At 73.3% G+C, this 24,023-nt stretch carries 20 protein-coding genes; 12 read left to right on the top strand and 8 right to left on the bottom strand.

Features of this window, described 5'->3' with window-relative positions:
- The first annotated feature begins 170 nt into the window (after positions 1–170).
- Positions 171–653: a Rieske (2Fe-2S) protein gene (locus tag ACTMS2_RS07265; RefSeq protein ID WP_088999351.1), complete on the top strand. Its 483-nt coding sequence runs from the start codon at positions 171–173 to the stop codon at positions 651–653.
- Between the two features lie 48 nt (positions 654–701).
- Here ACTMS2_RS07265 and ACTMS2_RS07260 read toward each other — a convergent pair whose 3' ends face one another.
- Complete coding sequence (locus ACTMS2_RS07260; RefSeq protein ID WP_441174739.1) at positions 702–1,982, bottom strand: MFS transporter; 1,281 nt, start codon at positions 1,980–1,982, stop codon at positions 702–704.
- Between the two features lie 197 nt (positions 1,983–2,179).
- Between ACTMS2_RS07260 and uvrC the strand changes: the two genes are divergently transcribed.
- Entirely contained in the window at positions 2,180–4,186 is a 2,007-nt protein-coding gene (uvrC, locus tag ACTMS2_RS07255; RefSeq protein WP_441174738.1) for an excinuclease ABC subunit UvrC, read from the top strand.
- A 173-nt stretch (positions 4,187–4,359) separates the two neighbouring features.
- Here the strand turns inward: uvrC and recQ are convergent, their stop codons facing one another.
- Entirely contained in the window at positions 4,360–6,198 is a 1,839-nt protein-coding gene (gene recQ, locus ACTMS2_RS07250) for a DNA helicase RecQ (protein WP_441174737.1), read from the bottom strand.
- A gap of 212 nt (positions 6,199–6,410) precedes the next feature.
- Between recQ and rapZ the strand changes: the two genes are divergently transcribed.
- The 8 genes from rapZ to ACTMS2_RS07210 all read left to right on the top strand — a co-directional run bounded on the left by rapZ (position 6,411) and on the right by ACTMS2_RS07210 (position 13,509).
- Complete coding sequence (gene rapZ, locus ACTMS2_RS07245) at positions 6,411–7,298, top strand: RNase adapter RapZ (protein ID WP_089003340.1); 888 nt, start codon at positions 6,411–6,413, stop codon at positions 7,296–7,298.
- On the top strand, positions 7,295–8,377 hold the full coding sequence (locus ACTMS2_RS07240) for a gluconeogenesis factor YvcK family protein (RefSeq protein WP_441174735.1): 1,083 nt from the start codon (positions 7,295–7,297) through the stop codon (positions 8,375–8,377). The genes rapZ and ACTMS2_RS07240 overlap by 4 nt, the downstream gene beginning before the upstream one ends.
- A gap of 54 nt (positions 8,378–8,431) precedes the next feature.
- On the top strand, positions 8,432–9,412 hold the full coding sequence (gene whiA, locus ACTMS2_RS07235; RefSeq protein WP_088999356.1) for a DNA-binding protein WhiA: 981 nt from the start codon (positions 8,432–8,434) through the stop codon (positions 9,410–9,412).
- 264 nt (positions 9,413–9,676) lie between these two features.
- Positions 9,677–10,681 (top strand): type I glyceraldehyde-3-phosphate dehydrogenase, encoded by a 1,005-nt coding sequence (gene gap / locus ACTMS2_RS07230; protein ID WP_088999357.1) that lies wholly within the window; start codon positions 9,677–9,679, stop codon positions 10,679–10,681.
- Positions 10,678–11,877 carry a phosphoglycerate kinase gene (locus ACTMS2_RS07225; RefSeq protein WP_441174733.1) on the top strand — a complete coding sequence of 400 codons (1,200 nt, stop codon included), beginning with the start codon at positions 10,678–10,680 and terminating at the stop codon, positions 11,875–11,877. Before gap ends, ACTMS2_RS07225 begins: the two co-directional genes overlap by 4 nt.
- The gene (tpiA, locus tag ACTMS2_RS07220; protein WP_441174732.1) at positions 11,877–12,668 is read left to right on the top strand and encodes a triose-phosphate isomerase; all 792 of its coding nucleotides are present in this window, start codon (positions 11,877–11,879) and stop codon (positions 12,666–12,668) included. The genes ACTMS2_RS07225 and tpiA overlap by 1 nt, the downstream gene beginning before the upstream one ends.
- A gap of 95 nt (positions 12,669–12,763) precedes the next feature.
- The gene (gene secG, locus ACTMS2_RS07215) at positions 12,764–13,027 is read left to right on the top strand and encodes a preprotein translocase subunit SecG (RefSeq protein ID WP_088999360.1); all 264 of its coding nucleotides are present in this window, start codon (positions 12,764–12,766) and stop codon (positions 13,025–13,027) included.
- A gap of 131 nt (positions 13,028–13,158) precedes the next feature.
- The gene (locus tag ACTMS2_RS07210) at positions 13,159–13,509 is read left to right on the top strand and encodes an RNA polymerase-binding protein RbpA (RefSeq protein WP_441174730.1); all 351 of its coding nucleotides are present in this window, start codon (positions 13,159–13,161) and stop codon (positions 13,507–13,509) included.
- Between the two features lie 77 nt (positions 13,510–13,586).
- On the opposite strand, the gene pgl is transcribed toward ACTMS2_RS07210, so the two are convergent.
- From pgl to tkt, 6 genes are all read right to left on the bottom strand, one after another.
- The gene (pgl, locus tag ACTMS2_RS07205; RefSeq protein ID WP_441174728.1) at positions 13,587–14,357 is read right to left on the bottom strand and encodes a 6-phosphogluconolactonase; all 771 of its coding nucleotides are present in this window, start codon (positions 14,355–14,357) and stop codon (positions 13,587–13,589) included.
- 67 nt (positions 14,358–14,424) lie between these two features.
- Positions 14,425–15,441, bottom strand: a complete 1,017-nt coding sequence (locus ACTMS2_RS07200; RefSeq protein ID WP_441174726.1) for a glucose-6-phosphate dehydrogenase assembly protein OpcA — start codon at positions 15,439–15,441, stop codon at positions 14,425–14,427.
- A gap of 91 nt (positions 15,442–15,532) precedes the next feature.
- Positions 15,533–17,074 carry a glucose-6-phosphate dehydrogenase gene (zwf, locus tag ACTMS2_RS07195; RefSeq protein WP_374208799.1) on the bottom strand — a complete coding sequence of 514 codons (1,542 nt, stop codon included), beginning with the start codon at positions 17,072–17,074 and terminating at the stop codon, positions 15,533–15,535.
- Positions 17,075–17,085: 11 nt separating this feature from the next.
- On the bottom strand, positions 17,086–18,735 hold the full coding sequence (locus ACTMS2_RS07190; protein WP_441174724.1) for a glucose-6-phosphate isomerase: 1,650 nt from the start codon (positions 18,733–18,735) through the stop codon (positions 17,086–17,088).
- Entirely contained in the window at positions 18,732–19,910 is a 1,179-nt protein-coding gene (gene tal / locus ACTMS2_RS07185) for a transaldolase (protein WP_101411662.1), read from the bottom strand. The genes ACTMS2_RS07190 and tal overlap by 4 nt, the downstream gene beginning before the upstream one ends.
- A 16-nt stretch (positions 19,911–19,926) precedes the next feature.
- Positions 19,927–22,065, bottom strand: coding sequence for a transketolase (tkt, locus tag ACTMS2_RS07180; RefSeq protein ID WP_441174723.1), 2,139 nt, complete (start codon positions 22,063–22,065; stop codon positions 19,927–19,929).
- Between the two features lie 265 nt (positions 22,066–22,330).
- On the opposite strand from tkt, the gene ACTMS2_RS07175 reads away from it, so the two are divergent.
- Entirely contained in the window at positions 22,331–23,290 is a 960-nt protein-coding gene (locus ACTMS2_RS07175) for a heme o synthase (RefSeq protein WP_441174722.1), read from the top strand.
- A gap of 397 nt (positions 23,291–23,687) precedes the next feature.
- Positions 23,688–24,020: a hypothetical protein gene (locus tag ACTMS2_RS07170; RefSeq protein ID WP_088999368.1), complete on the top strand. Its 333-nt coding sequence runs from the start codon at positions 23,688–23,690 to the stop codon at positions 24,018–24,020.
- The last annotated feature ends 3 nt before the right edge of the window (positions 24,021–24,023 follow it).

Here is a 24,023-nt window from a genome sequence, read left to right as displayed (position 1 = left end):
GCGGCCCGGCCGCGGGGGCGGATCGCTGACGGGGTCACCCGGCGGGCCGTCGGCCCACCCGGGTGGCCCCGCGGTCGCCGATCGGGTGAACCGTCGGGCAGAGTGATCCGTGTACCCGAGTGTGGCCGCGGATCATGACCAGGCGGCGGCAGCCGAGAGAAGGGCGAGGCATGAGTGACGATCAGGGGCTGACCGGACCGGCGACGCGGACGCGACGCGCCCTCCTCACGGGCGCGGGCGCCGTCGGCGCGGCGGTGGTCCTGGCCGCCTGCGGCAGCGACGACTCCGGCGACGGGGCGGCCCCGACCAGCGGCGGCCCGGCGGTGCCCAGCACCGGTGACGCCGGCGGCGGCGACCGGGAGGGCGCCCAGTCGCTGGCCCGTACGGCCGACATCCCGGTCGGCGGCGGCACCGTCTATCCCGCGCAGGGCGTGGTGATCACCCAGCCCCGCGAGGGTGAGTTCAAGGGGTTCGACTCCATCTGCACCCACCAGGGCTGCCCGGTGACGAACGTCGACGGCGGCACCATCAACTGCACCTGCCACTTCAGCAAGTTCTCGATCGAGGACGGCTCGGTGAAGGGCGGCCCGGCCACCAAGCCGCTCCCGCCGAAGAACGTGAAGGTCACCGGCGACCAGATCTCGCTGGCCTGACCGAGGGAGCGGGGCCGCCGGCCCCGGCCCCACGGCCGCCGGCCCCGGTCACTCTGTCGCAGCGTTCGCGCCGGCCCTCGGCCGCTCGCCAGCCGCCCGCGGCAGGTCGCGCAGGGCGGCGGGCGGCAGGCGCCGCTCCAGCAGCAGGACGCCGACGACGCCGAGGGCGTTGAGCAGCGCCAGCGCCAGCCAGGGCGCGGCGGTGCCGGCCTCGTACAGGGCGCCGAAGAAGGCCGGCGCGACCATCGAGGCGAGGGCGAACGAGTACTGGAAGGCCGCCAGGTAGCGGCCCCGGGCGGCGACCGGTGCGGCGGCGGCGGCGAGCGCGGCGGACGCCGGCGCGTGCACCACCTCCGCGACGGTGAACAGCAGCGTCGCCGCGACCAGCAGCGCGGCCACCACGCCGAGGCGTCCCGGGCCGAGGGTGGCCATGGCGACTCCCCACACCGTCCACAGGGCCGCCGCCAGCGCGAGCGCGCGGGTGCGGCGGTGGCGCGGCAGGCGGGTGCCGACGGGCGCGGACAGCAGGGCGACGAGGAAGGCGTTGCCGGCCAGGACGGCGGAGGTCAGCCACGCGGGACCCCGCAGGTCCGTGAGCATCACCGTCGGCAGGGCCAGGCCGAGCATCATGCTGCTCAGCGCGAAGACGGTGTTCAGGCCGATGAGGGCGAGGAACGGGCGGTCCCGGACCAGCGTCGCGTACCCGCCCCGGCCGGATCCCGCCGGCCCACCGGCGGGCGGCGGGATGCGTACGCACACGGCGATCAGCACCGCGGCGAGGGCGAAGCAGGCCGCCGCCGCGTAGGCGACCGCGCGGTAGGTCGCCGCCCGCCCGTCGGCCACCACCATCCCGGTGGTCAGGCCCCCGACCGCCAGCCCGGCGGTACGGGCGCCGTTGCTGATCGCGTACCAGGTGTCGCGGGTCCAGCCGCCCGGGCTGCCGTCGGCGTGGTCGGCGACCGCCGTGAAGACGGTGGACCAGAAGAACCGCACGCCGACGGCGACCAGCGCCGCCGCCACGAAGACGCCGACCGGGCCCCGCACCCAGGCGTACGCCAGATAGCCGGCCGCCTGGAGCAGTTGCGAGGCGACGACCACCGGCAGCGCCCCCACCCGGTCCGCCAGCGACCCTGCCCACAGCGGTACCGGGAGGGTGAGTACCGTGGCCGCGCTGAGCAGCACACCGAGCAGCGCCAGGGGCACGTCGGTCAGCCGCAGGAAGTACACCAGCGACAGGGGCAGGAAGAGCCCGTTGCCGATGGAGTCGACGGTGAGCGCCGCCACGAGGACCGCGCCCCCTCGGCTGCGTCCCCCGGGGTGTGCGCCCATGTCCCCCGTGCCCCCCTCGCGTCTGCCCGGCCAGGGGCGGATGCTAGCCGGGAGCGGCTCCGGCGGCACCGCAATAACCCGGACCTCCGGCGCCGCAACGGCACCGGGCTCCGGCGCCGCAACCACCCCGGCTTCCGGCGTCGGGGCGGAACCGGCGTCCCCGGGGGCTGTCGGGGGCTCGGACTACGCTTGCTGGCGTGGCTGACCCCTCGACCTACCGTCCCGCGCCCGGCACCATCCCGGAGTCGCCGGGGGTCTACCGGTTCCGCGACGGCACCGGCCGGGTGATCTACGTCGGCAAGGCGAAGAACCTGCGCAGCCGGCTCAACTCCTACTTCGCCGACCTGTGGGGCCTGCACCAGCGCACGCAGCAGATGGTCACCACCGCCGAGTCGGTGGACTGGGTCACGGTGGGCACCGAGGTCGAGGCGCTCCAGCTCGAATACACCTGGATCAAGCAGTACGACCCGCGCTTCAACGTCCGCTACCGCGACGACAAGTCCTACCCCTACCTCGCGGTCACCCTCGACGAGGAGTTCCCCCGGTTGCAGGTGATGCGGGGCGCCAAGCGCAAGGGGGTGCGCTACTTCGGGCCCTACTCGCACGCCTGGGCGATCCGCGAGACGCTCGACCTGCTGCTGCGGGTCTTCCCGGCGCGCACCTGCTCCGCCGGGGTGTTCAAGCGGGCCAGCCAGGTCGGCCGCCCCTGCCTGCTCGGCTACATCGGCAAGTGCTCGGCCCCCTGCGTCGGCAGCGTCACGCCCGAGCGGCACCGGGAGATCGTCGACGGCTTCTGCGACTTCATGGCCGGGCGCACCGACACGATGGTGCGCCGGCTGGAGCGGGAGATGACCGACGCCAGCGAGCAGTTGGAGTTCGAGCGGGCGGCCCGGTTGCGCGACGACGTGGCCGCGCTGCGCCGGGCCATGGAGAAGCAGACCGTCGTGCTCGGCGACGGCACCGACGCCGACGTGGTCGCGTTCGCCGACGATCCCCTCGAGGCGGCGGTGCAGGTCTTCCACGTCCGCGACGGCCGGGTCCGTGGCCAGCGTGGCTGGGTGGTGGAGAAGACCGAGGAGTTGAGCACCGGCGACCTGGTGCACCACTTCTGCACCCAGGTCTACGGCGGCGAGCAGGGCGAGGCCGACGTGCCCCGCGAGCTGCTCGTGCCGGCGCTGCCCGCCGACGCCGACGCCCTGGCCGACTGGCTCTCCGGTCACCGGGGCAGCCGGGTGAGCCTGCGGGTGCCGCAGCGCGGCGACAAGCGGTCCCTGCTGGAGACGGTCGAGCGCAACGCCAAGGACGCCCTCGCCCGGCACAAGCTGCGCCGGGCCGGCGACCTGACCACCCGGAGCAAGGCGCTCGACGAGATCACCGAGGCGCTCGACATGCGCACCTCGCCGCTGCGCATCGAGTGTTTCGACATCTCGCAGATACAGGGCACCGACGTGGTGGCGAGCATGGTCGTCTTCGAGGACGGGCTGCCGCGCAAGAGCGAATACCGGCGCTTCATCATCCGTGGCGCCACCGACGACCTCTCCGCGATGTCCGAGGTGCTGCGCCGCCGCTTCGCCCGCTACCTCGACGCCCGCGCCGAGACCGGCGAGGCGGGCGTCGAGCCGGCCGACGACCCGGTCGCCCCGGCGGGGCAGCCCGCGCCGAGCGAGCCCCACCAGCCCGACGGGTCCGACGAGCGCATCGTCGGCGCCCTGATCGACCCGACCACCGGCCGGCCGCGCAGGTTCGCGTACCCGCCGCAGCTGGTGGTGGTCGACGGCGGTGCGCCGCAGGTCGCGGCGGCGGCCCAGGCCCTGGCGGAGCTGGGCATCGACGACGTGGCGCTATGCGGCCTGGCCAAGCGGCTGGAGGAGGTCTGGCTGCCCGACGACGAGTTCCCGGTCATCCTGCCGCGCACCTCGGAGGGGCTCTACCTGCTGCAACGGGTACGCGACGAGGCGCACCGCTTCGCCATCACCTTCCACCGGCAGCGGCGCTCCAAGCGGATGACCGAGTCGGCGCTGGACAGGGTGCCCGGCCTGGGGGAGGTGCGGCGCAAGGCGCTGCTGCGGCACTTCGGCTCACTCAAGCGCCTCTCCGCCGCCACGGTGGAGGAGATCACCGAGGTGCCCGGCGTCGGCCGGCGCACCGCCGAGGCGATCCTCGCCGCGCTCGGTGGCGAGGCGAAGGCCCCGGCGGCGGACTGACCGCGCCGCCCCCGGCCCACGCGCGCCGAGGGCCGGCCGGATGGGTCCGCCGGGCACCAACCCGGCCGGGTGGCTTCGCCGGGCACCCACCCGGCCGGGTGGCTCCGCCGGGCTGACGCCCACCAACCCGGCCGGGTGGCTCCGCCGTCGGCGGTCACTCCGCCGGCCGGTGGTCACTCCGCCAGGACCGCCAGGATCTGCTCGCCGTACTTCGCGAGCTTGTTCTCGCCGACGCCGCTGACCGCGGACAGCTCGGCCAGCGACGTCGGCGCGTCGGTGGCGATCTGCCGCAGCGTGGCGTCGTGGAAGATCACGTACGCCGGGACGCCCTGTTCCTTCGCGGCGGCTCCCCGCCAGGCGCGCAGCCGCTCGAAGACCCCGGCCGCCGCCGGGGAGAGCTCGGCGACGACGGTGGCCGCCCCGCGCGGCTTGCTCGACCGCGACGACGCGACCTTCTCCGGCTCGCGGCGCATCATCACCGTGCGGCGGCGGCCCAGCACCTCGGCGCTGGCCTCGGTCAGGGCCAGCGTGCCGTAGTCGCCCTCGACGGCCAACAGGCCCTCGGCCAGCAGTTGCCGCACCACGCCGCGCCACTCGGCCTCGCGCAGCTCGCCGCCGATGCCGAAGACGGTCAGGGAGTCGTGGCCGTACTGGGTGACCTTGTCCGTCGTGCGGCCGAGCAGGATGTCGACGCAGTGCCCCGCGCCGAAGCGCTGGTTGCGTTCCCGGTCGAGCCGGTAGACCGTGGAGAGCAGCTTCTGTGCCGCGACGGTGCCGTCCCAGGACTCCGGCGGGGTGAGGCAGGTGTCGCAGTTGCCGCAGGCGGCCGTCGCCTTCTCGCCGAAGTAGTCGAGCAGCTGGCCGCGCCGGCAACGGACCGTCTCGCAGAGGGCGAGCATCGCGTCGAGGTGGGCCGCGAGGTTGCGCCGGTGCGCGAGGTCCCCGTCGGAGGTCTCGATCATCTTGCGCTGCTGCACCACGTCCTGGAGCCCGTACGCCAGCCAGGCGGTCGACGGCAGCCCGTCACGCCCGGCGCGACCGGTCTCCTGGTAGTAGCCCTCGACCGACTTGGGCAGGTCGAGGTGGGCGACGAAACGGACGTCGGGCTTGTCGATGCCCATGCCGAACGCGATGGTCGCCACCATCACCAGGCCGTCCTCGCGCAGGAACCGCTGCTGGTTGCGCGCGCGGGTCGCCGCGTCGAGCCCGGCGTGGTAGGGCAGCGCGGTGACGCCGTTGGCGGCCAGGAAGTCCGCCGTCTTCTCCACGGAGGCGCGCGAGAGGCAGTAGACGATGCCCGCGTCGCCGGGGTGCTCGTCGCGCAGCAGGCTCAGCAGCTGCTTGCGCGGCTCGCGCTTGGGCACGATCCGGTACTGGATGTTGGGCCGGTCGAAGCTGGCCACGAAGTGCCGGGCGTCGGTGAGCTTGAGCCGGGTGGCGATCTCGTCGCGGGTCGCACTGGTCGCGGTGGCGGTGAGCGCGATGCGGGGCACGTCCGGCCAGCGCTCGTGCAGCATCGACAGGGCGAGGTAGTCGGGGCGGAAGTCGTGCCCCCACTGCGACACGCAGTGCGCCTCGTCGATGGCGAACAGGGCGATGCGGCCCCGGTCGAGCAGCTGCTGCACGCCTCGGGTGCCCAGCGCCTCGGGGGCGAGGTAGAGCAGGTCCAGCTCGCCGGCGACGAACGCCCGCTCCACGGTGCGGCGGGCGTCGAGATCCTGGGTGGAGTTGAGGAAGCCGGCCCGCACGCCGACCGCCGTCAGCGCGTCGACCTGGTCCTGCATCAGCGCGATCAGGGGGGAGACCACCACCGCCACGCCGTCGCGGACCAGCGCCGGGATCTGGTAGCACAGCGACTTGCCGCCGCCGGTGGGCATCAGGACCAGCGCGTCGCCGCCGGCCACCACGTGGTCGATGACCTCCTGCTGGAAGCCGCGGAAGGCGTCGTAGCCGAAGACCCGGCGCAGCACCTCCAGGGCGGCGGAGGAGCGCAGGTCGGTGGGGGAAGCCATCCGGGGATTCTACGAACCTCCCCCGACAGCCGGTGCGGGTGAGCGGCCCGGGCGCGCCGGGCGGCCGGCACCGCGGGCGTACGACGGCTGGCCCGGCGCGGCGGGATAGAGTCGCTGATTGACCACGCGCGGCCGGGGGTGCCGGCCACGGCGCCAGGGCTTGGGGGTAGCGGGTGAGCGAGGCGCGTACGGCCGAGGAACGGAGCGTGACGGTGACCGGGCAGCACACACCGGCGGAGTCGGACACCACCCTGGTGGTGGTCACCGGTCTCTCCGGCGGCGGTCGCAGCACGGTGGCCAGGGCGTTGGAGAACGTCGGGTTCTACGTGGTGGACAACCTGCCCCAGGCGCTCATGCTCGACATGGCCGAGCTGGCGTTCAAGGCGGGCGGGGCGGCCCGGCGTACGGCGATGGTGCTGGACGTGCGCTCGCGCGCCTTCTCCACCGACCTGGCGGGGGCGATCCGGGAGCTGAAGGAGCGCGGCTTCTCGCCCCGGGTCGTCTTCGTCGACGCCGACGACGAGGTGCTGATCCGCCGGTTCGAGAGCGTCCGGCGCTCGCACCCACTGCAGGGCGACGGGCGCCTCGCCGACGGCATCGCGGTCGAGCGCGGCCTGCTGGAGGAGGCCCGCGACCAGGCGGACGTGATCATCGACACCAGCCACCTGAACGTCAACCAGCTGCGCCGGCGCGTCGAGGAGCTCTTCGGCGGCGAGGACGCCCGCCGGCTGCGCGTCACCGTGCTCTCCTTCGGCTTCAAGTACGGCCTGCCGCCCGACGCCGACTTCGTGCTCGACGCCCGGTTCCTGCCCAATCCGTACTGGGTGCCGGAGCTGCGCGAGCACACCGGCCGCGAGGAGGCGGTCAGCTCGTACGTGCTCGGGCAGGAGGGCGCGGACGCCTTCGTCGGCTCGTACGCGGACCTGGTCAACGCCACCACCGTCGGCTTCGAGCGCGAGGGCAAGCGCTACCTGACCGTGGCGGTCGGCTGCACGGGCGGCAAGCACCGCAGCGTCGCCATCGCCGAGGAGCTGGCGGCCCGGCTGCGCCACTCCGGTCTGGCCGCCAACGCCCAGCACCGCGACCTGGGGCGCGAGTGACGGCGACGCGCGTGGTCGCGTTCGGCGGCGGGCACGGCCTGTCCGCCTCGCTGCGTGCCCTGCGCCGCTGCGCCCCCGAGCTGGACCTGGACATCACGGCGGTGGTCACCGTCGGCGACGACGGCGGCTCCAGCGGCCGGCTGCGCGCGGAGCGGGGCGGCCTGCCCCCGGGCGACCTGCGGCAGGCGCTCGTGGCGCTGGCCGGGGACCACCCGGCCACCCGCCGCAGCGCGGGGCTCTTCCAGCACCGCTTCGCCGAGGTGCCGGCGCCGCGCGTCGCCGACCCGGCTTCGGCCGCAGGCGGGTCGGGGGCGGCCCTGCCGCACGTCCCCGGAGCGGCCGTTCCCGCCCGGGCCGGGAGCGCCGGTGGACGGCCGGGTGCCGACGGTGTCGGGCTGGCCGGGCACGCGGTGGGCAACCTGGTGCTGTGTGGGCTGATGGAGCTGCTCGGCGACCCGGTGGCCGCCCTGGAGCACGCGGGCGCGATGCTCGGCGCGGTGGGCCGGGTGCTGCCGATGTCGTGTGAGCCGGTGGGGATCGAGGCGCGGGTGCGCGGCGCCGATCCGCGCCGGCCGGACGAGGTGCGTACGGTCACCGGCCAGCACCAGGTCGCGGTGACCACCGGTCGGGTGGAGTCGTTGCGGCTCACCCCGGCCGCGCCGGAGGCCTGCCCGCAGGCGGTCGCCGCGATCGGCGCGGCCGACTGGCTGATCTTCGGGCCGGGCAGCTGGTACACGAGCGTGCTGCCGCACCTGCTGGTGCCGCAGCTCGCCGCCGCGATCGTCGCCAGCCCGGCGCGGCGGCTCGTCACGTTGAACCTCGCCGCCGAGAAGGAGACCTCCGGGCTCTCCCAGGCCGACCATCTGGCCGCGCTGCGCGCGTACCTGCCGGAGCTGAGGGTCGACCGTGTGGTCGCCGATTCCAAGGCGGCGGGTGACCCCGAACCGGTCGAACGTGCGGCAGAATCGCTGGGTGCCCGCCTGGTCCTCGCTCCCGTCGCGGTCACCGACGGCACTCCCCGTCATGATCCGGCCGCCCTGGGCGCCGCACTGGTGCCTGTCCTGGGCGCCGATCGTTAGACACGTACGTAATCTCCGGCGACACGCCGGAACAGGTCCGTGAGGGGACGCACAATGGCGATGACGGCTGCGGTCAAGGACGAGCTGAGTCGGGTCGACGTGCCCAAGCCCTGCTGCCGGCGGGCGGAGATGGCGGCGCTGCTGCGCTTCGCCGGCGGGCTGCACATCGTCTCCGGTCGGGTCGTGGTGGAGGCCGAACTCGACACGGGGGCGGTGGCCCGGCGGCTGCGACGGGAGATCGCGGAGGTCTACGGCTATCCGAGCGAGATCCACGTGCTCGCGTCCGGTGGCCTGCGCAAGGGCAGCCACTTCATCGTGCGGGTGGTCAAGGACGGTGAGGCCCTCGCGCGGCAGACGGGGCTGCTCGACGTGCGGGGACGCCCCGTGCGGGGCCTGCCGCCGCACGTCGTGGCCGCGAACGTCTGCTGCGCGGTGTCGGCGTGGCGTGGCGCGTTCATGGCGCACGGCTCGCTGACGGAGCCGGGTCGCTCCAGCGCGCTGGAGATCACCTGCCCCGGCCCGGAGTCGGCGCTGGCCCTGGTGGGCGCGGCCCGGCGCATCGGCATCACCGCCAAGAACCGCGAGGTGCGCGGCGTGGACCGGGTGGTGGTCAAGGACGGCGACGCGATCGCCGCGCTGCTCACCCGGATCGGCGCCCACTCCAGCGTGCTGGCCTGGGAGGAGCGCCGGGTACGCCGCGAGGTGCGGGCCACGGCCAACCGGCTGGCCAACTTCGACGACGCCAACCTGCGCCGCTCGGCGCGGGCCGCGGTCGCCGCCGCCGCCCGGGTGACCCGGGCGCTGGAGATCCTCGCCGAGGACGCGCCCAACCACCTCACCTCGGCCGGCCGGCTGCGCCTGGAGCACCGGCAGGCCTCGTTGGAGGAGCTGGGCGCGCTGGCCGACCCGCCGCTGACCAAGGACGCCATCGCCGGCCGGATCCGCCGGTTGCTCGCGCTGGCCGACAAGCGGGCCCGGGACCTGGGCATCCCGGATACGGAAGCGGCCGTCACGCCCGACATGCTCGTGGTCTGATAGGACGGAGCGGGTCGGCGGTGCCGGTGGGGCCACCACCCGGCGCTGCACTGCGCCGCACGCTCGGATAGGGTCGCTGCGTACGGCAAGGAGGCCGGCACAGGCATTCCTCGCCGTGCACACCGCCTCGGGCGGTCAGGTCCTTCGAGACCGCGGCGGGGTGGCCGAGATGAATCGTCAACGGCCGGCTCCAACGGTCGGCGCACACACCTCCGCCGGCCCGGGTCTGACGCCGGCGGACCAGAACGCAAGGAGATGGGACCTGTGACCATCCGGGTTGGCATCAACGGCTTCGGCCGGATCGGCCGCAACTTCTTCCGGGCAGTGCTGGCGTCCGGCGCTGACATCGAGGTCGTGGCGGTCAACGACCTGACCGACAACGCGACGCTCGCCCACCTGCTCAAGTACGACAGCATCCTGGGCCGCCTCCCGCACGAGGTGAAGGCCACCGCCGACGAGATCACCGTGGGTGGCAAGACCATCAAGGCGTACGCCGAGAAGGACCCGTCGAAGCTGCCGTGGGGCGAGGTCGGCGCGGACGTCGTCATCGAGTCCACCGGCTTCTTCACCGACGCCACCAAGGCGAAGGCGCACGTCGACGGCGGGGCCAAGAAGGTCATCATCTCCGCTCCGGCGAAGAACGAGGACGTCACGGTCGTCATGGGCGTCAACCACGACCAGTACGACCCGGCCAAGCACACCATCATCTCGAACGCCTCCTGCACCACCAACTGCCTGGCGCCGATGGCGAAGGTCCTGCACGACACGTTCGGCATCCAGCACGGCCTGATGACGACGATCCACGCGTACACCCAGGACCAGAACCTCCAGGACGCGCCGCACAAGGACCTGCGTCGGGCCCGCGCCGCCGCGCTGAACATCGTGCCGACCTCGACCGGCGCGGCGAAGGCGATCGGCCTGGTGCTGCCGGAGCTCAAGGGCAAGCTGGACGGCTACGCGCTGCGCGTGCCGATCCCGACCGGCTCGGCCACCGACCTCACGGTCGACGTCGCCCGGGAGACCACGGTGGACGAGGTCAACGCCGCGCTGAAGGCCGCCGCCGAGGGGCCGCTCAAGGGCGTCCTGGTCTACAACGAGGACCCGATCGTCTCCGCCGACATCGTCACCGACCCGGCGTCGTGCATCTTCGACGCGCCGCTGACCAAGGTCGTCGGCAACCAGGTCAAGGTCGTCGGCTGGTACGACAACGAGTGGGGCTACTCGAACCGCCTGGTCGACCTGGTCAAGCTGGTCGGTCAGTCGCTGTGAGCATCCGTACCCTCGACGACCTGCTCGCCGAGGGGGTGTCGGGTCGGCGCGTGCTGGTGCGCGCCGACCTGAACGTCCCGCTCGACAAGCAGACCGGCGACATCACCGACGACGGCCGCATCCGGGCCGTGCTGCCGACCCTCAGCGCCCTCACCGGAGCCGGCGCCAAGGTGGTCGTCTGCTCGCACCTGGGCCGCCCGAAGGGCGCGCCGGACCCGCAGTTCAGCCTGGGCCCGGTCGCCGGGCGGCTCGGTGAGCTGCTCGGCACGCGGGTGCACTTCGCCACCGACACCGTCGGCGATGCCGCCCGCTCCACCGTGGACGCGCTCGCCGACGGCGAGGTCGCGCTGCTGGAGAACCTGCGCTTCAACGCCGGTGAGACCAGCAAGGACGACGCCGAGCGGGGCGCCTTCGCCGACCAGCTCGCCGCGTTCGGCGACGCCTACGTCGACGACGCGTTCGGCGCGGTGCACCGCAAGCACGCCAGCGTGCACGACGTGCCGGCCCGGCTGCCGCACGTCGCCGGCCGGCTGGTGCTGCGCGAGGTGGAGGTCCTGTCCCGGCTGACCGGCGAGCCGGAGCGCCCGTACGTGGTGGTGCTCGGTGGCTCGAAGGTCTCCGACAAGCTGGCGGTGATCGAGGCGCTGCTGCCGACGGTCGACCGGCTGCTGATCGGCGGCGGCATGTGCTTCACCTTCCTCAAGGCCCAGGGCCACGAGGTGGGCTCCTCGCTGCTGGAGGAGGAGATGGTCGAGACCTGCCGCAACCTGCTGGAGCGCTCCGAGGGCAAGATCATGCTCCCGGTCGACGTGGTGGCCGCGGACGCGTTCGCCCCGGACGCCGCGCACGACACCGTGCCGGCCGACGGCATCCCGAGCAAGCGGGTCGGGCTCGACATCGGGCCGGAGACGGTCGCCGGCTTCGCCGCCGCCCTCAAGGGCGCGCGGACGATCTTCTGGAACGGCCCGATGGGCGTGTTCGAGATGCCGGCGTTCGCCCACGGCACCCGGGGGATCGCCGAGACGATCGCCAAGGCCGACGCGTTCACGGTCGTCGGTGGCGGTGACTCCGCCGCCGCGGTCCGGGCGCTCGGGCTGGACGAGTCGTCCTTCGGGCACATCTCCACCGGCGGTGGCGCCTCCCTGGAATACCTGGAGGGCAAGACCCTCCCCGGCATCGCGGCCCTGGAGAACTGATGGCGAGCGTCACCCGCCGGCCCCTGATGGCCGGCAACTGGAAGATGAACTGCAACCACCTCGAGGCCAACCTGCTGGTGCAGAAGCTGGCGGCCAGCCTCACCGAGAAGCAGCTCACCGACGTCGAGACGGTGGTCCTGCCGCCGTTCACCGACCTGCGTACGGTCCAGACCGCCGTCGACGGCGACAAGCTGCTCATCGGCTACGGCGCGCAGGACCTCTCGCCGCACGCGTCGGGGGCCTACACCGGCGACATCTCCGGCTCCATGCTGGCGAAGCTCGGCTGCACGTACGTGGTGATCGGGCACTCCGAGCGGCGGGCCTACCACCACGAGGACGACGCGGTCGTCAACGCCAAGGTGCAGGCGGCGCTGACCCACGGGCTCACCCCGATCCTCTGCGTGGGGGAGGGGCTCGACGTGCGCGACCAGGGCACCCACGTGGCGCACTGCAGCGACCAGCTCGACGGCGCCCTGAAGGGGCTGACCGCCGAGCAGGTGGCGAAGGTCGTGGTGGCCTACGAGCCGGTCTGGGCGATCGGCACGGGCAAGACGGCCACCCCCGACGACGCCCAGGAGGTGTGCGGCGCGGTCCGTCAGCGCCTGGCCGAGTCCTTCGGTCAGGACACCGCCGACACGGTCCGGGTCCTCTACGGCGGGTCGGTCAAGTCCTCCAACGTCGCGGCGATCATGGCCCAGCCGGACGTCGACGGGGCGTTGGTGGGCGGCGCGAGCCTGGACGCCGAGGAGTTCGCGAAGATCTGCCGGTTCCCGGAGCACATCTCCCGCTGATCGCTCGCTATCCTTGACTCCGCCCGTCCGTCGGTCGGTGCCACCGTGCCCGATCTGCCCGGGCGAGGATCGTAACGAGAGGACTGACCCCAGCCATGCCGATCTGGTTCGCATACACGTTGATCGTGTTGCTGGTCATCACGAGCGTTCTGTTGACCATGCTGATCCTGCTGCACCGCGGTAAGGGCGGCGGGTTGTCGAGCATGTTCGGCGGTGGCGTCAGCTCCAGCCTCGCCGGGTCCTCGGTGGCGGAGAAGAACCTCGACCGCTACACCGTCCTGGTGGGCATCGTCTGGTTCGCCTGCATCGTCGGGCTGGGGCTCTGGCTCCGCCTCCAGATGGCCAGCGGCACGGTCTGAGCCCGCCGAGTCGTAGAATCTGCGCGCGGTCCGTCACCGACGGGCCGCGCGCAGTTCGTTCCACCCGCTGCACCGCGTCGCCCGCCGCCCCTCCGGCGGCGGTTCCCCTCCGACGACAGGAGCGAGCAGCCGTGCCCATTGGCAACGTCATCCGGGGCACCCGGGTCGGGTCCGCGCCGGACCACCGCGCCCAACGCCACCAGCCGGCCCCGTGCCGGACGGTGACCTACTGGTGCCGCAACGCCCACCGCACCGAGATCCGGCTCGCCGCCGAGGTCGAGGTGCCGCAGGTGTGGGACTGCCCGCGCTGCGGCCTGCCGGCCGGCCGGGACGCGCAGAACCCGCCGGGCCGCGCCCGTCCCGAGCCCTACAAGACCCACCTGGCGTACGTGAAGGAGCGGCGCACCGCCGAGGAGGGCGAGGCCATCCTGGCCGAGGCCCTCGCCGCCCTGCGCCGCCGGCGGGGCCGTCCCGCCGGCTAGACGACTTTCCCCGCCCACGGCGGACAGCGAAGGACCCCTCGTCGCCGCCAGGGCGCGGACGAGGGGTCCTCCGTTGTTCAGCGCAGGCTGCGCAGGCGGGCCGGTACGTCGGCCGCCGCCGCCCGGTCCAGCAGCCAGAGGGTACGGCCGGTGCCCTGCACGCCGGCCGCCGGCAGTTGCACCGGCCCCGCCCCGGCCAGCGCCATGCCGACCGCCCGGGCCTTGTCGGACCCGCTGGCCACGAGCCAGACCTCCTCGGCGGTGTTGATCGCCGGGAGGGTCAGCGTGGTCCGCACCGGTGGGGGCTTCGGGCTGCCCCGCACCGCGCTGACCGGCCGGCTGTCGTGGTGCACCGGATGCTCGGGGAAGACCGAGGCGACGTGCCCGTCCTCGCCGACGCCCAGCATCAGCACGTCGAAGTGGGGGAGCGCGGCGTGGCCCGGACGCGCCGCGCGGGCCAGCTCCTGGGCGTAGCGGGCCGCCGCCTCCTCCGGGTCCGGCCCGGCCTGGCCGTCGGAGGCCGGCATGGGGTGCACCCGGGCCGGGTCCAGCGGCACCGCGTCCAGCAGCGTGGCGCGCGCCTGGGTCTCGTTGCGCTCGGGGTCGCCGGCGGGCAGGAACCGCTCGTCGCCCCACCAGACGTCCACCCGCGACCAGTCGACGGCGTCGCGGGCCGGCAGCGCCGCCACCGCCCGGTGCACCGCCGCGGCTATCCGCCCGCCGGTCAGCACCACCGACGCGTGGCCCCGCTCGGCCTGTGCGTCGAGCAGCTTGACCAGCAACCGGGCGGCCACCGCCTGGGCCAGCAGGTCGGCGTCGGCGTGGACGGCGACACTCGCCTCACTCATCTGTGTGCCTTCGTTTCTCCGGCCGCCGCGCGGCCGGTCTTCCGTGGTGCCCCCGACAGCCGGGCGCTCAGTGCTGGGCGCTCGTACCCACGTGCGCCGTGACCCCCGCCTCGGCCCGCTGGGCGGTGGCCGGGTCCTTCCAGACGTGCACCCGCTGCGGCGGGCGCTGGTCGAGGTCGGTCAGCCCGGCCGCCGTACCCAGCGCCTCCGCGTACACCTGGTCGGCGTCGAGCCGGCGCAACTCCTCGGCCAGTTCGTCGCCGAGCGGCCGCCGGACGAGCGGCAGCTGCCGGTCCTCCTGGCCGGTACGGCGGAACGTCGCCACGCTGTCGTCGCGGGTGAGCGTCAGCGTGTCGCCGTTGGCGCAGCGCAGCTGCACCTCGCGCATCCGGGGGGACGCGTCGCTGTGCTCCCACGTCGGCCGGATGCCGAGCCGCGCGGCCAGCCATCCCTGCATCAGCGCGGCGGTCGGGTCGCTCGGCGGTGCCACCACGGTCGCCTCGGTGACCCTGGCCTGGGTGGTGTCGAAGGCCCCCGCCACGAGGGTGCGCCACGGGGTGATCCGGGTCCAGGCCAGGTCGGTGTCGCCGGGCGCGTAGTCCCGGGCCCGCTGGCGCAGCGCCTCGATCGGGTCGGCGGCCTGCGCGCTGTCGGTGATCCGCCGGTCGGCCACCACGCCGAGGAAGTCCGTGGAGATCTCGGTCGGCGGCTCGCCGTGCCACCACGTCACCACCGGTACGTCCGGCACCAGCAGCGGCATCACCACCGACTCGGCGTGCAGGGCCAGCCGTCCGTACATCCGGGTGACCACCGCCTCGCACGGGCCGAGCCGGCCGCCGACGACGATCTCCGCGTCCAGCCGGTTGCGTTCGCGCTCCACGTCGGTGCGGACCACCACCAGCAGCCGGCAGGGGTGGGCGGCGGCGGCTATCGTCGCCGCCGCCTCCGCCTCGCGGACCCGCTTCTCGTCCACCACGACGATCAGGGTGAGCGCCATGCCGCTGGCCACCCCGCCGGCGCTGCGCCGCTCGGCGGCGAGCGCCTTGACCACCTCGTTCCCGGTGGTGTCCCACAGGCCGATCACTGGAGCCTCCTGGTTTGCTCGCTGCGCCTGCTCACGGCACCTGCCTTCGTTCGCGACCGCGAGGCTCGCAGAACCGGCTTACTCCTCGCGCTCACGCGCGCCGCCAGGCGCGGCCCTCACGGGCCAGCATCTCGTCGGCGGCCCGGGGGCCCCACTCGCCGGCCCGGTACGGCTCCGGGGTGGTGCCCGCCCACGCGTGCTCCAGCGGGTCCACCACCTGCCAGCTCTGCTCGACCTCGGCGGCGTCGGGGAAGAGCGTGCGGTCGCCGATCAGCACGTCCAGCACGAGCCGCTCGTACGCCTCGGGGCTGGCCTCGGTGAACGCCTCGCCGTACTGGAAGTCCATGGCGATGTCGCGGACCTCCATCGTGGTGCCGGGCACCTTGGAGCCGAACTTGAGCACCACGCCCTCATCCGGCTGCACCCGGATGACGAGCTGGTTGTTGCCCAGCGACTCCATGTCGGCCTCGTTGAATGGCAGGTGCGGCGCCCGCTTGAACATGATGGCGACCTCGGTGACGCGCCGCGGTAGCCGCTTGCCGGCCCGGATGTAGAACGGCACCTCCGCCCAGCGGCGGTTCTGGATGCCGAGCCGGACGGCCACGTAGGTCTCCGTGGTGGAGTCCTCCGGGACGCCCTCCTCCTCCAGGTACCCGACGGCGCGCTCGCCGCCCACCCAGCCGGGCAGGTACTGGCCGCGTACGGTGCCCTCGGCGACGTCCTTGGGCAGGGTGATCGCCCGGAGCACCTTGAGCTTCTCCGTGCGGATCTCGTCGGCGTCGAAGCTCGTCGGCTCCTCCATCGCCACCAGCGCCAGCAGCTGGAGCAGGTGGTTCTGGAACACGTCGCGGGCCGCGCCGGCCGAGTCGTAGAAGCCGGCGCGGGTGCCGATGCCGACGTCCTCGGCCATGGTGATCTGCACCGAGTCGACGTACTTGGAGTTCCACAGCGGCTCGAACAGGTTGTTGGCGAACCGCAGGGCGAGGATGTTCTGGACGGTCTCCTTGCCCAGGTAGTGGTCGATGCGGAAGACGTCCTTGCGGGTGAAGACGTCGTCGACCAGGTCGTTGAGCGCCTTCGCCGACGGCAGGTCGTGCCCGAAGGGCTTCTCCACCACCACCCGGCGCCAGCCGCCGGACTTGGCGTTGTCGGCCATCCCGGTGCGGGCCAGCTGCTTGAGGACCACGGGGAACGCCGCCGGGGGGATGGAGAAGTAGAAGGCGGCGTTGCCCGGGATGCCGTGCGTCTGGCGCAGCTCGTCCAGCATCTCGGAGAGGTGGTCGAACGCGGCGTCGTCGTCGAACGAGCCGCCGACGAACTTGATGTTGCCCGCCAGGCGCGCCCACACCTCCTCCCGCCAGGGGGTGCGGGCGTGCTTCTTTGCCGCCTCGTGGGCGAGCGACTCGAAGTCCCCGTCGCCCCAGTCCCGGCGGGCGAAGCCGAGCACGGCGAAGCCCGGGGGCAGCAGCCCCCGGTTCGCCAGGTCGTACACGGCCGGGAGGAGCTTCTTGCGGGCCAGGTCACCGGTGACGCCGAAGATCACCAGAGCGCACGACTCCGGGATCCTCGGCAGCCGGCGGTCCTGCGGGTCGCGCAGCGGGTTCACACCGCCTCCTCGCTCCGCGTCGTCCATGGTCCTCATCGTCACGCCCGCAACGCCCCGGCCGCATCGAGCAGCTGGGCCACGCCCGCCGACCGGTCGGTCAGGTGCAGCCGGACCACCGGGCGCTCCCGCTCGGCCAGGGCCTGCCGGTCGCCGGCGGCCTGCGCCGCCTGCAACTCGCCGAAGGTGTACGGCCGCCCCGGCACCGGCAGGTCGTCGACGACCGCGCCGGTGAGCTGGAGGTAGCTGCCGACCTGCGGACCGCCCTTGTGGTACTGGCCGGTGGAGTGCAGGAACCGCGGGCCCCAACCGAAGGTGACGGGACGGCCGGCGGCGCCGGCCAGCAGCGGCCGCAGCCGGGCCGCGTCGGCGTCGGCGAACCGGTCGAGGTACGCCATCACCGCGAGGTAGCCGTCGTCGCCCGCCCCGTCGATCAGCAGGCGCAGCACGCCGGCCAGGTCGCCCGGGGCGCCCTGCGGCGCGTACACCTCGATCGCGCCCTCGGTGAACGACGGCGTCTCCGCCGGCGGACCCGAGGCGAGGATCCGGTTGGTGTTCTCCTTGCTCTCGGTGACGTTGGGCTGGTTGAACGGGTCGATGCCCAGCACCACGCCGGCGATCGCGGTGGCGTACTCCCAGGCCAGGAACTGCGCGCCGAGCGGGCCGTTGACCGCCACGTCGGCGTCGACGCCGCCGGCCGGGACGGCGCCGGCGGGCAGCGCGCCGCCGTAGGTCACGGTGAGCACGTCGTCGCCGGCGGCGCCGGGGCTCTGCGGCGACTCCACGACGACCGGCAGGATGCCGACGCCGGCCTTGCCGGTGGACTCGGCGATGAGCTGCTCCGCCCAGTCGCCGAGGCCCTCGATGCCGGTGCCGTCGGAGATCAGGGCGACCTTGTCCCGGCCCATGGTGGCCGCGGCCCCGAGCGCCGCGCCGAGCGCCAGGCCCGGGTTGTCGCGGTCCCCGCCCAGCGACCGCGCCAGCGCGTCGGCCTGGTCGAGCAGCTCGCCCACCTCGACGCCGGCCAGCGCCGACGGGACCAGCCCGAACGCGGTCAGCGCGGAGTAGCGGCCGCCGACGTTCGGGTCGGCGAGCACCGTGAAGGCACCCATCTCGGCGGCGGTCTGCTCCAGGGGCGAACCCGGGTCGGTGACGACCACGAAGTGCCGGCCGGCCTCCGCCTCGGTCATCCCCGCGTCGAGGAACGCCTGCCAGTAGGCCCGGCGGTGGCTGTCGGTCTCGACCGTCGAGCCGGACTTGCTGGCCACCACCACCACGGTGCGCTCCAGCCGGTCGGCCAGCGCCGCCCGGACCTGTCCCGGGTCGGTGGTGTCGAGCACCGTCAGCTGCTTGCCGAGGGTGCGGGCGATGACCTCGGGGGCCAGCGACGAGCCGCCCATCCCGGCGAGCACCACGTGGTCCAGGTCGGCCAGCTCCGCCTTCAGCTCGGCGAGCTGGGGGAGCAGCTCCCGGCTGCGCAGGTGGGTGTCCACCCAGCCGAGGCGGATCTTCGCCTCGGCCTCGGCGTCCGGGCCCCACAGGGTCGGGTCCTTCGCGGCCAGCTTGCCCGGCACGCCGGCACCGACCAGCGCCTCCCGGGTGGAGGCGGGCGCCGACTTGTCGACGGTGTCGGCCCCGTGCACGGAGAGCCCGGCGGCGGCCTCGACCGCCCCGGCCAGCAGGTCACTCACGCGTTACCTCCCGCCTGCTGCGCGGCCTGCGCGTTGCCCTTCGCGGCGTCGCCCGGGTGCCCGGCGCCCCGGCCCGCGGCCGACAGCGACTTGCGGACGCCGTCGAGCAGTTCCTGCCAGCTCGTCTCGAACTTCTCCACGCCCTCGCGCTCCAGGGTCTCGATCACGTCGGCCACGTCGATCCCGACCGACTCCAGGTCCGCGAAGACCTTGCGGGCCTCGTCGTACGAGCCGGTGATGGTGTCGCCGCGGGTCTCGCCGTGGTCGGCGTACGCGTGCACGACCGGCTCCGGCATGGTGTTGACCGTGCCGGGGGCGATCAGCTCCTCGACGTAGATGACGTCCCGGTAGTCCGGGTTCTTGGTCGAGGTGGAGGCCCACAGCGGCCGCTGCGGGTGGGCGCCGGCGTCGGCGAGCGCCTGCCACCGGTCGGAGGAGAACACCTCGCCGTAGCGCTCGTACGCCAGCTTGGCGTTGGCGACGGCGGCCTTGCCGCGCAGCGCCTTGGCCTCGTCGGAGCCGAGCTTCTCCAGGCGCTTGTCGATCTCGCTGTCGACGCGGGAGACGAAGAACGAGGCGACCGAGCCGATCTTCGACAGGTCGTGGCCGTTGGCCTTGGCCTTCTCGAGACCGGCCAGGAACGCCTCCATCACCTGCGAGTAGCGCTCCAGCCCGAAGATCAGCGTGACGTTGACGCTGATCCCCTCGGCCAGGGTGGCGGTGATGGCCGGCAGGCCGGCCTCGGTGGCCGGGATCTTGATGAAGAGATTGGGCCGGTCGACCAGCCACCACAGCGCCTTGGCCTCGGCGACCGTCCTGTCGGTCTCGTGGGCCAGCCGCGGGTCCACCTCGATGGAGACCCGGCCGTCGACGCCGCCGCTGCCCTCGTACGACGGGCGCATCACGTCGCACGCCCACCGCACGTCGTACGTGGTGAGCATGCGTACGGCCTCCTCGACCTCCACGCCACGGGCGGCGAGGTCGCGCAGTTGCCAGTCGTACTCGTCGGCGTCGCTCAGCGCCTTGGCGAAGATCGTCGGGTTGGTGGTCACCCCGGCCACGTGCTTCTCCCGGCGGAGCTGGTCCAGCCCGCCGGAGGACAGCCGTACCCGGGAAAGGTCGTCGAGCCAGACCGCCACGCCTGCGGCGGTGAGTTCACTAAGCCTGTCCGTCATGCCGTCCACGCTCCCCTCAGTTGCCGGTCGTGAAACCGGTGATGTCGCCCATCCGGGTCAGCGCCGCGTGCGCGGCGGCCACGATCCGGTCGGGGGTGAAGCCGAACTGCTCGAAGAGCACGGAGTGCGGGGCGCTCGCGCCGTAGTGCTCCAGGCTCACGCTCTCGCCGCAGTCGCCGACGATGCCGTGCCAGGACATGGCGATGCCCGCCTCCACGCTCACCCGTGCCTTTACCCCGCGCGGCAGTACCGACTCCCGGTACGCCTCGTCCTGCTCGAAGAACCACTCCTGGCAGGGCATCGAGACGACCCGGGTGGGGGTGCCGTCGGCCTCCAGCCGCTCGCGGGCGGTGAGGCAGAGCTGCACCTCGGAGCCGGTGCCGATGAGGATCACCTGCGGCTTGCCGTTGGACGCCTCCGCCAGCACGTAGCCGCCCTTGGTCACGCCCTCCGCGCCGGCCAGGGCCGAGCGGTCCATCGTCGGCAGCGCCTGCCGGCTCAGCGCCAGCGCCGTCGGCCGGTCGGTGTGCTCCAGGGCCTGCCGCCAGGCCCAGACCGTCTCGTTGGCGTCGGCCGGCCGGACCACGTCCAGGCCGGGGATGGCGCGCAGCGCGGTCAGGTGCTCCACCGGCTGGTGCGTGGGGCCGTCCTCGCCGAGGCCGATCGAGTCGTGCGTCCAGACGTAGACCACCGGCAGCTTCATCAGCGCGGCGAGGCGCACCGCCGGGCGCATGTAGTCGCTGAACACCAGGAAGGTGCCGCCGTACGGGCGGGTGCCGCCGTGCAGCGCGATGCCGTTGAGGATCGCACCCATGGCGTGCTCACGGATGCCGAAGTGCAGCGTGCGGCCGTACTCGTGGCCGGGGAAGCCCTTGGTGGCGTGGACGGCGGGGACGAAGGACGGCTCGCCCTTCATGGTGGTGTTGTTGCTCTCCGCCAGGTCGGCCGAGCCACCCCACAGCTCCGGCAGCACTCCGGCGAGCGCCTCCAGGACCTTGCCGGAGGCGGCCCGGGTGGCGACGCCCTTGGCGTCGGCCGGGAACTCCGGCAGCGCCTCGGTCCAGCCGCTCGGCAGGATCCGCCCGGCCATCCGGTCGTAGAGCGCGTGACGCTCCGGGTTGGCCTTCGCCCAGCCGTCGAACGCCGTGGTCCACTCCTGCTGGGCCCGGGCGCCGCGCTCCATCACCGTGCGGGCGTGGCCGAGCATCTCCTCGTCGACCTCGAAGGTCCGCGCCGGGTCGAAGCCGAGGAGCTTCTTGGTGGCGGCCACCTCGTCGCCGCCGAGCGCCGAACCGTGGATCTTGCCGGTGTTCTTCTTGTTGGGCGCGGGCCAGCCGATGATGGTGCGCAGCGCGATGAAGGAGGGGCGGCCGGTCTCGGCCTTCGCCGCCAGCAGCGCCCGGTGCAGGGCCTCGACGTCCTCGTGGTAGTCGCCCTGGTCGGCGTCGCCGGCGCGCCAGTCGACGGTCTGCACGTGCCAGCCGTACGCCTCGTAACGGGCCGCGACGTCCTCGCTCTTGGCGATCCGGGTGTCGTCCTCGATCGAGATCTCGTTGTCGTCGTAGATCACCGTGAGGTTGCCGAGCTGCTGGTGCCCGGCGAGCGCGCTCGCCTCGTGGCTGATGCCCTCCTCGATGTCGCCGTCGGAGACGATGCACCAGATGTCGTGGTCGAAGACCGACCGGCCCGGCTCGGCCTCCGGGTCGAACAGGCCGCGCTCGCGGCGGGCGGCCATCGCCATGCCGACCGCGTTGCCGAGGCCCTGCCCGAGCGGCCCGGTGGTGGTCTCCACGCCGGGGGTGTGCCCGTGCTCGGGGTGGCCCGGGGTCAGCGAGCCCCACTGCCGCAGCGACTCCAGGTCCTGCAGGGCCAGCGGGTAGCCGGAGAGGAAGAGCTGGATGTAGAGGGTGAGGCTGGAGTGGCCCGCGGAGAGCACGAAGCGGTCCCGGCCGGGCCAGTTCGGGTCGGCCGGGTTATGGCGCATGACCCGGTTGAAGAGCAGGTAGGCCGCGGGCGCGAGGCTCATCGCGGTGCCCGGGTGGCCGTTGCCGGATTTCTCCACGGCGTCCATGGCCAGCACGCGGACGGTGTCGACGGCCCGGCGGTCGAGGTCGGACCAGTTGAGTGCGGGGTGCTCAGATCGGTTGGCAGCCACGATGGTTGTGCTCCTCGGCAGATGGGCGGAACCCTCAGTGATGACCCTATCGAGCGGTCCTAAACGTCCGCCCAGGGATCTCTGCATGCCGGTCTGTACTGGTCGGCACCGCTGACCGGTACCGGCCCGACGGTGTGACGGCCCGCACCGTTGTCGGGTCGCCCGGGCAGCCAAAACGACGACGCGTAGTCTGTGGTGCGGTGTGTGGCCCCACCCGGGTCCGGCCGATCCGACCTCCCCTGCCGACGCCGGAAGGTGGCAATCCGTGAGCATGATCACCGAGCGCCCCGTCAGCAACTCTGCCGGGCAGCCGCCGGTGCGGACCACGGTGGAGACGTCGGCGGTGGCCCGCCGGGACGTCCGCGCGGTGGTCTCGGCCTACGTGACGCTGACCAAGCCGCGGATCGTGGAGCTGCTCCTCGTCACCACGGTTCCGGCGATGATGCTCGCGGACGGCGGGATGCCGTCGCTCTGGCTGGTGGCCGTGGTGCTGGTCGGCGGCTCGCTCGCGGCCGGCGCGGCCAGCGTCATCAACTGCTACATCGACCGCGACATCGACCAGCTGATGCGGCGCACCAAGCGTCGCCCGCTGCCGGCGCACACCGTGACGCCGCGCAACGCGCTGATCTTCGGGCTGGTGCTGGCGGCGGTGTCGGTCGCGATGATGGCGGCGTTCACCAACCTGCTGGCCGCCGGGCTCACGCTGGCCGCGATCGTCTACTACGACGTCGTCTACACCCTCTGGCTCAAGCGCACCACGACGGCGAACACGTTCTGGGGCGGGGCCTGCGGGGCGGCGCCGGTGCTGATCGGCTGGGCGGCGGTGACCGGGACGCTCGCCCCGGCCGCGTGGGCGCTGTTCGCGGTGGTCTTCTTCTGGCAGATGCCGCACTTCTACCCGCTGGCGATGAAGTACAAGGACGACTACGCCCGGGCCGGCATCCCGATGCTGCCGGTGGTGGCCTCCACCCGGCGGGTGAACGCCGAGATCATCGGCTTCGCCTGGCTGACCGTGGCGTCCTCGCTGGCCGTGTGGCCGCTGGGGATGAGCCTGATCTACGGCGTTCCCGCCGTGGTGGTGGGCGCGATCTTCGTGGTGGAGGCGCACAAGCTGGCCCGCCGGGTCGCGCGGGGGCAGGCCGTCAAGCCGATGCGGCTGTTCCACTGGTCGACCACCTACCTGACCATCCTCTTCGCCGCCGTCGCGCTCGACGCCCTTATCTGACCGGACCGCTGCGCGCCGCCCCGACCGCTGCGCGCCGCCCCGACCGCTGCGCGCCGCCTCGACCGGGCCGCGCCGGCCCCCTGACGGGGCCGCGCCGCGCCGCGCCGGGTCCGCTTGCGGATCGTGGGTCGGGTCCGGCCGCCGCTGCCGTACCGGAAAGTCATTGTTGTGTATGCCTTGTCCGGGTTTCCCGTCACATCGGTGACACCGTTCGCATCGGTCCTGAACCGCTTCGGATGCCCCGGGCCGGGCCGGTTCGGGACGACGTTTTGGCATGATAAGTAGGGATGATCAGGGCATATCGCCTGTGGTTCTCCTTAAACCTGCGGGTAATTGGCATCACAAAAGGTTCATGGTTCTCGCCCGCCCGGGTGGAAGTCTGCTTACGCTTCGCGTCATGGCAGATGGTTCCGATACGACGCTGACGGCCGAGCAGACCCCCGGGCACGCCCCGCAGGGCCTGGTCGCGGGCATCAAGTCGTTCGCCGCCGGTCACGGCGGGGCGAAGGCGGTCATCGAGTACGTCGGCAAGCGTGGCGCGCGCATCGTCCTCGTGGGTGAGGACGGGGTGTGGGGCGACCAGTTCGCCGACGACACCGTCGTGGCGCGGCAGGCCTGCGCGACGGCGGGAGTCACCGTCGAGAACGCCTGGGAGCGTGAACTGATGGACCAGATGCGTCCGAGCAACGACCTCTGGCGGTCGATGGCCCGGCGCACGATGGCCCGTTGACAT

The organism is Micromonospora sp. SD12 (assembly GCF_052068495.1).
GTDB classification, from domain to species: Bacteria; Actinomycetota; Actinomycetes; order Mycobacteriales; family Micromonosporaceae; genus Micromonospora; species Micromonospora echinofusca.
Note: the sequence above shows the minus strand (reverse complement) of the source record. Positions and strands in the feature narration are given on the sequence as shown.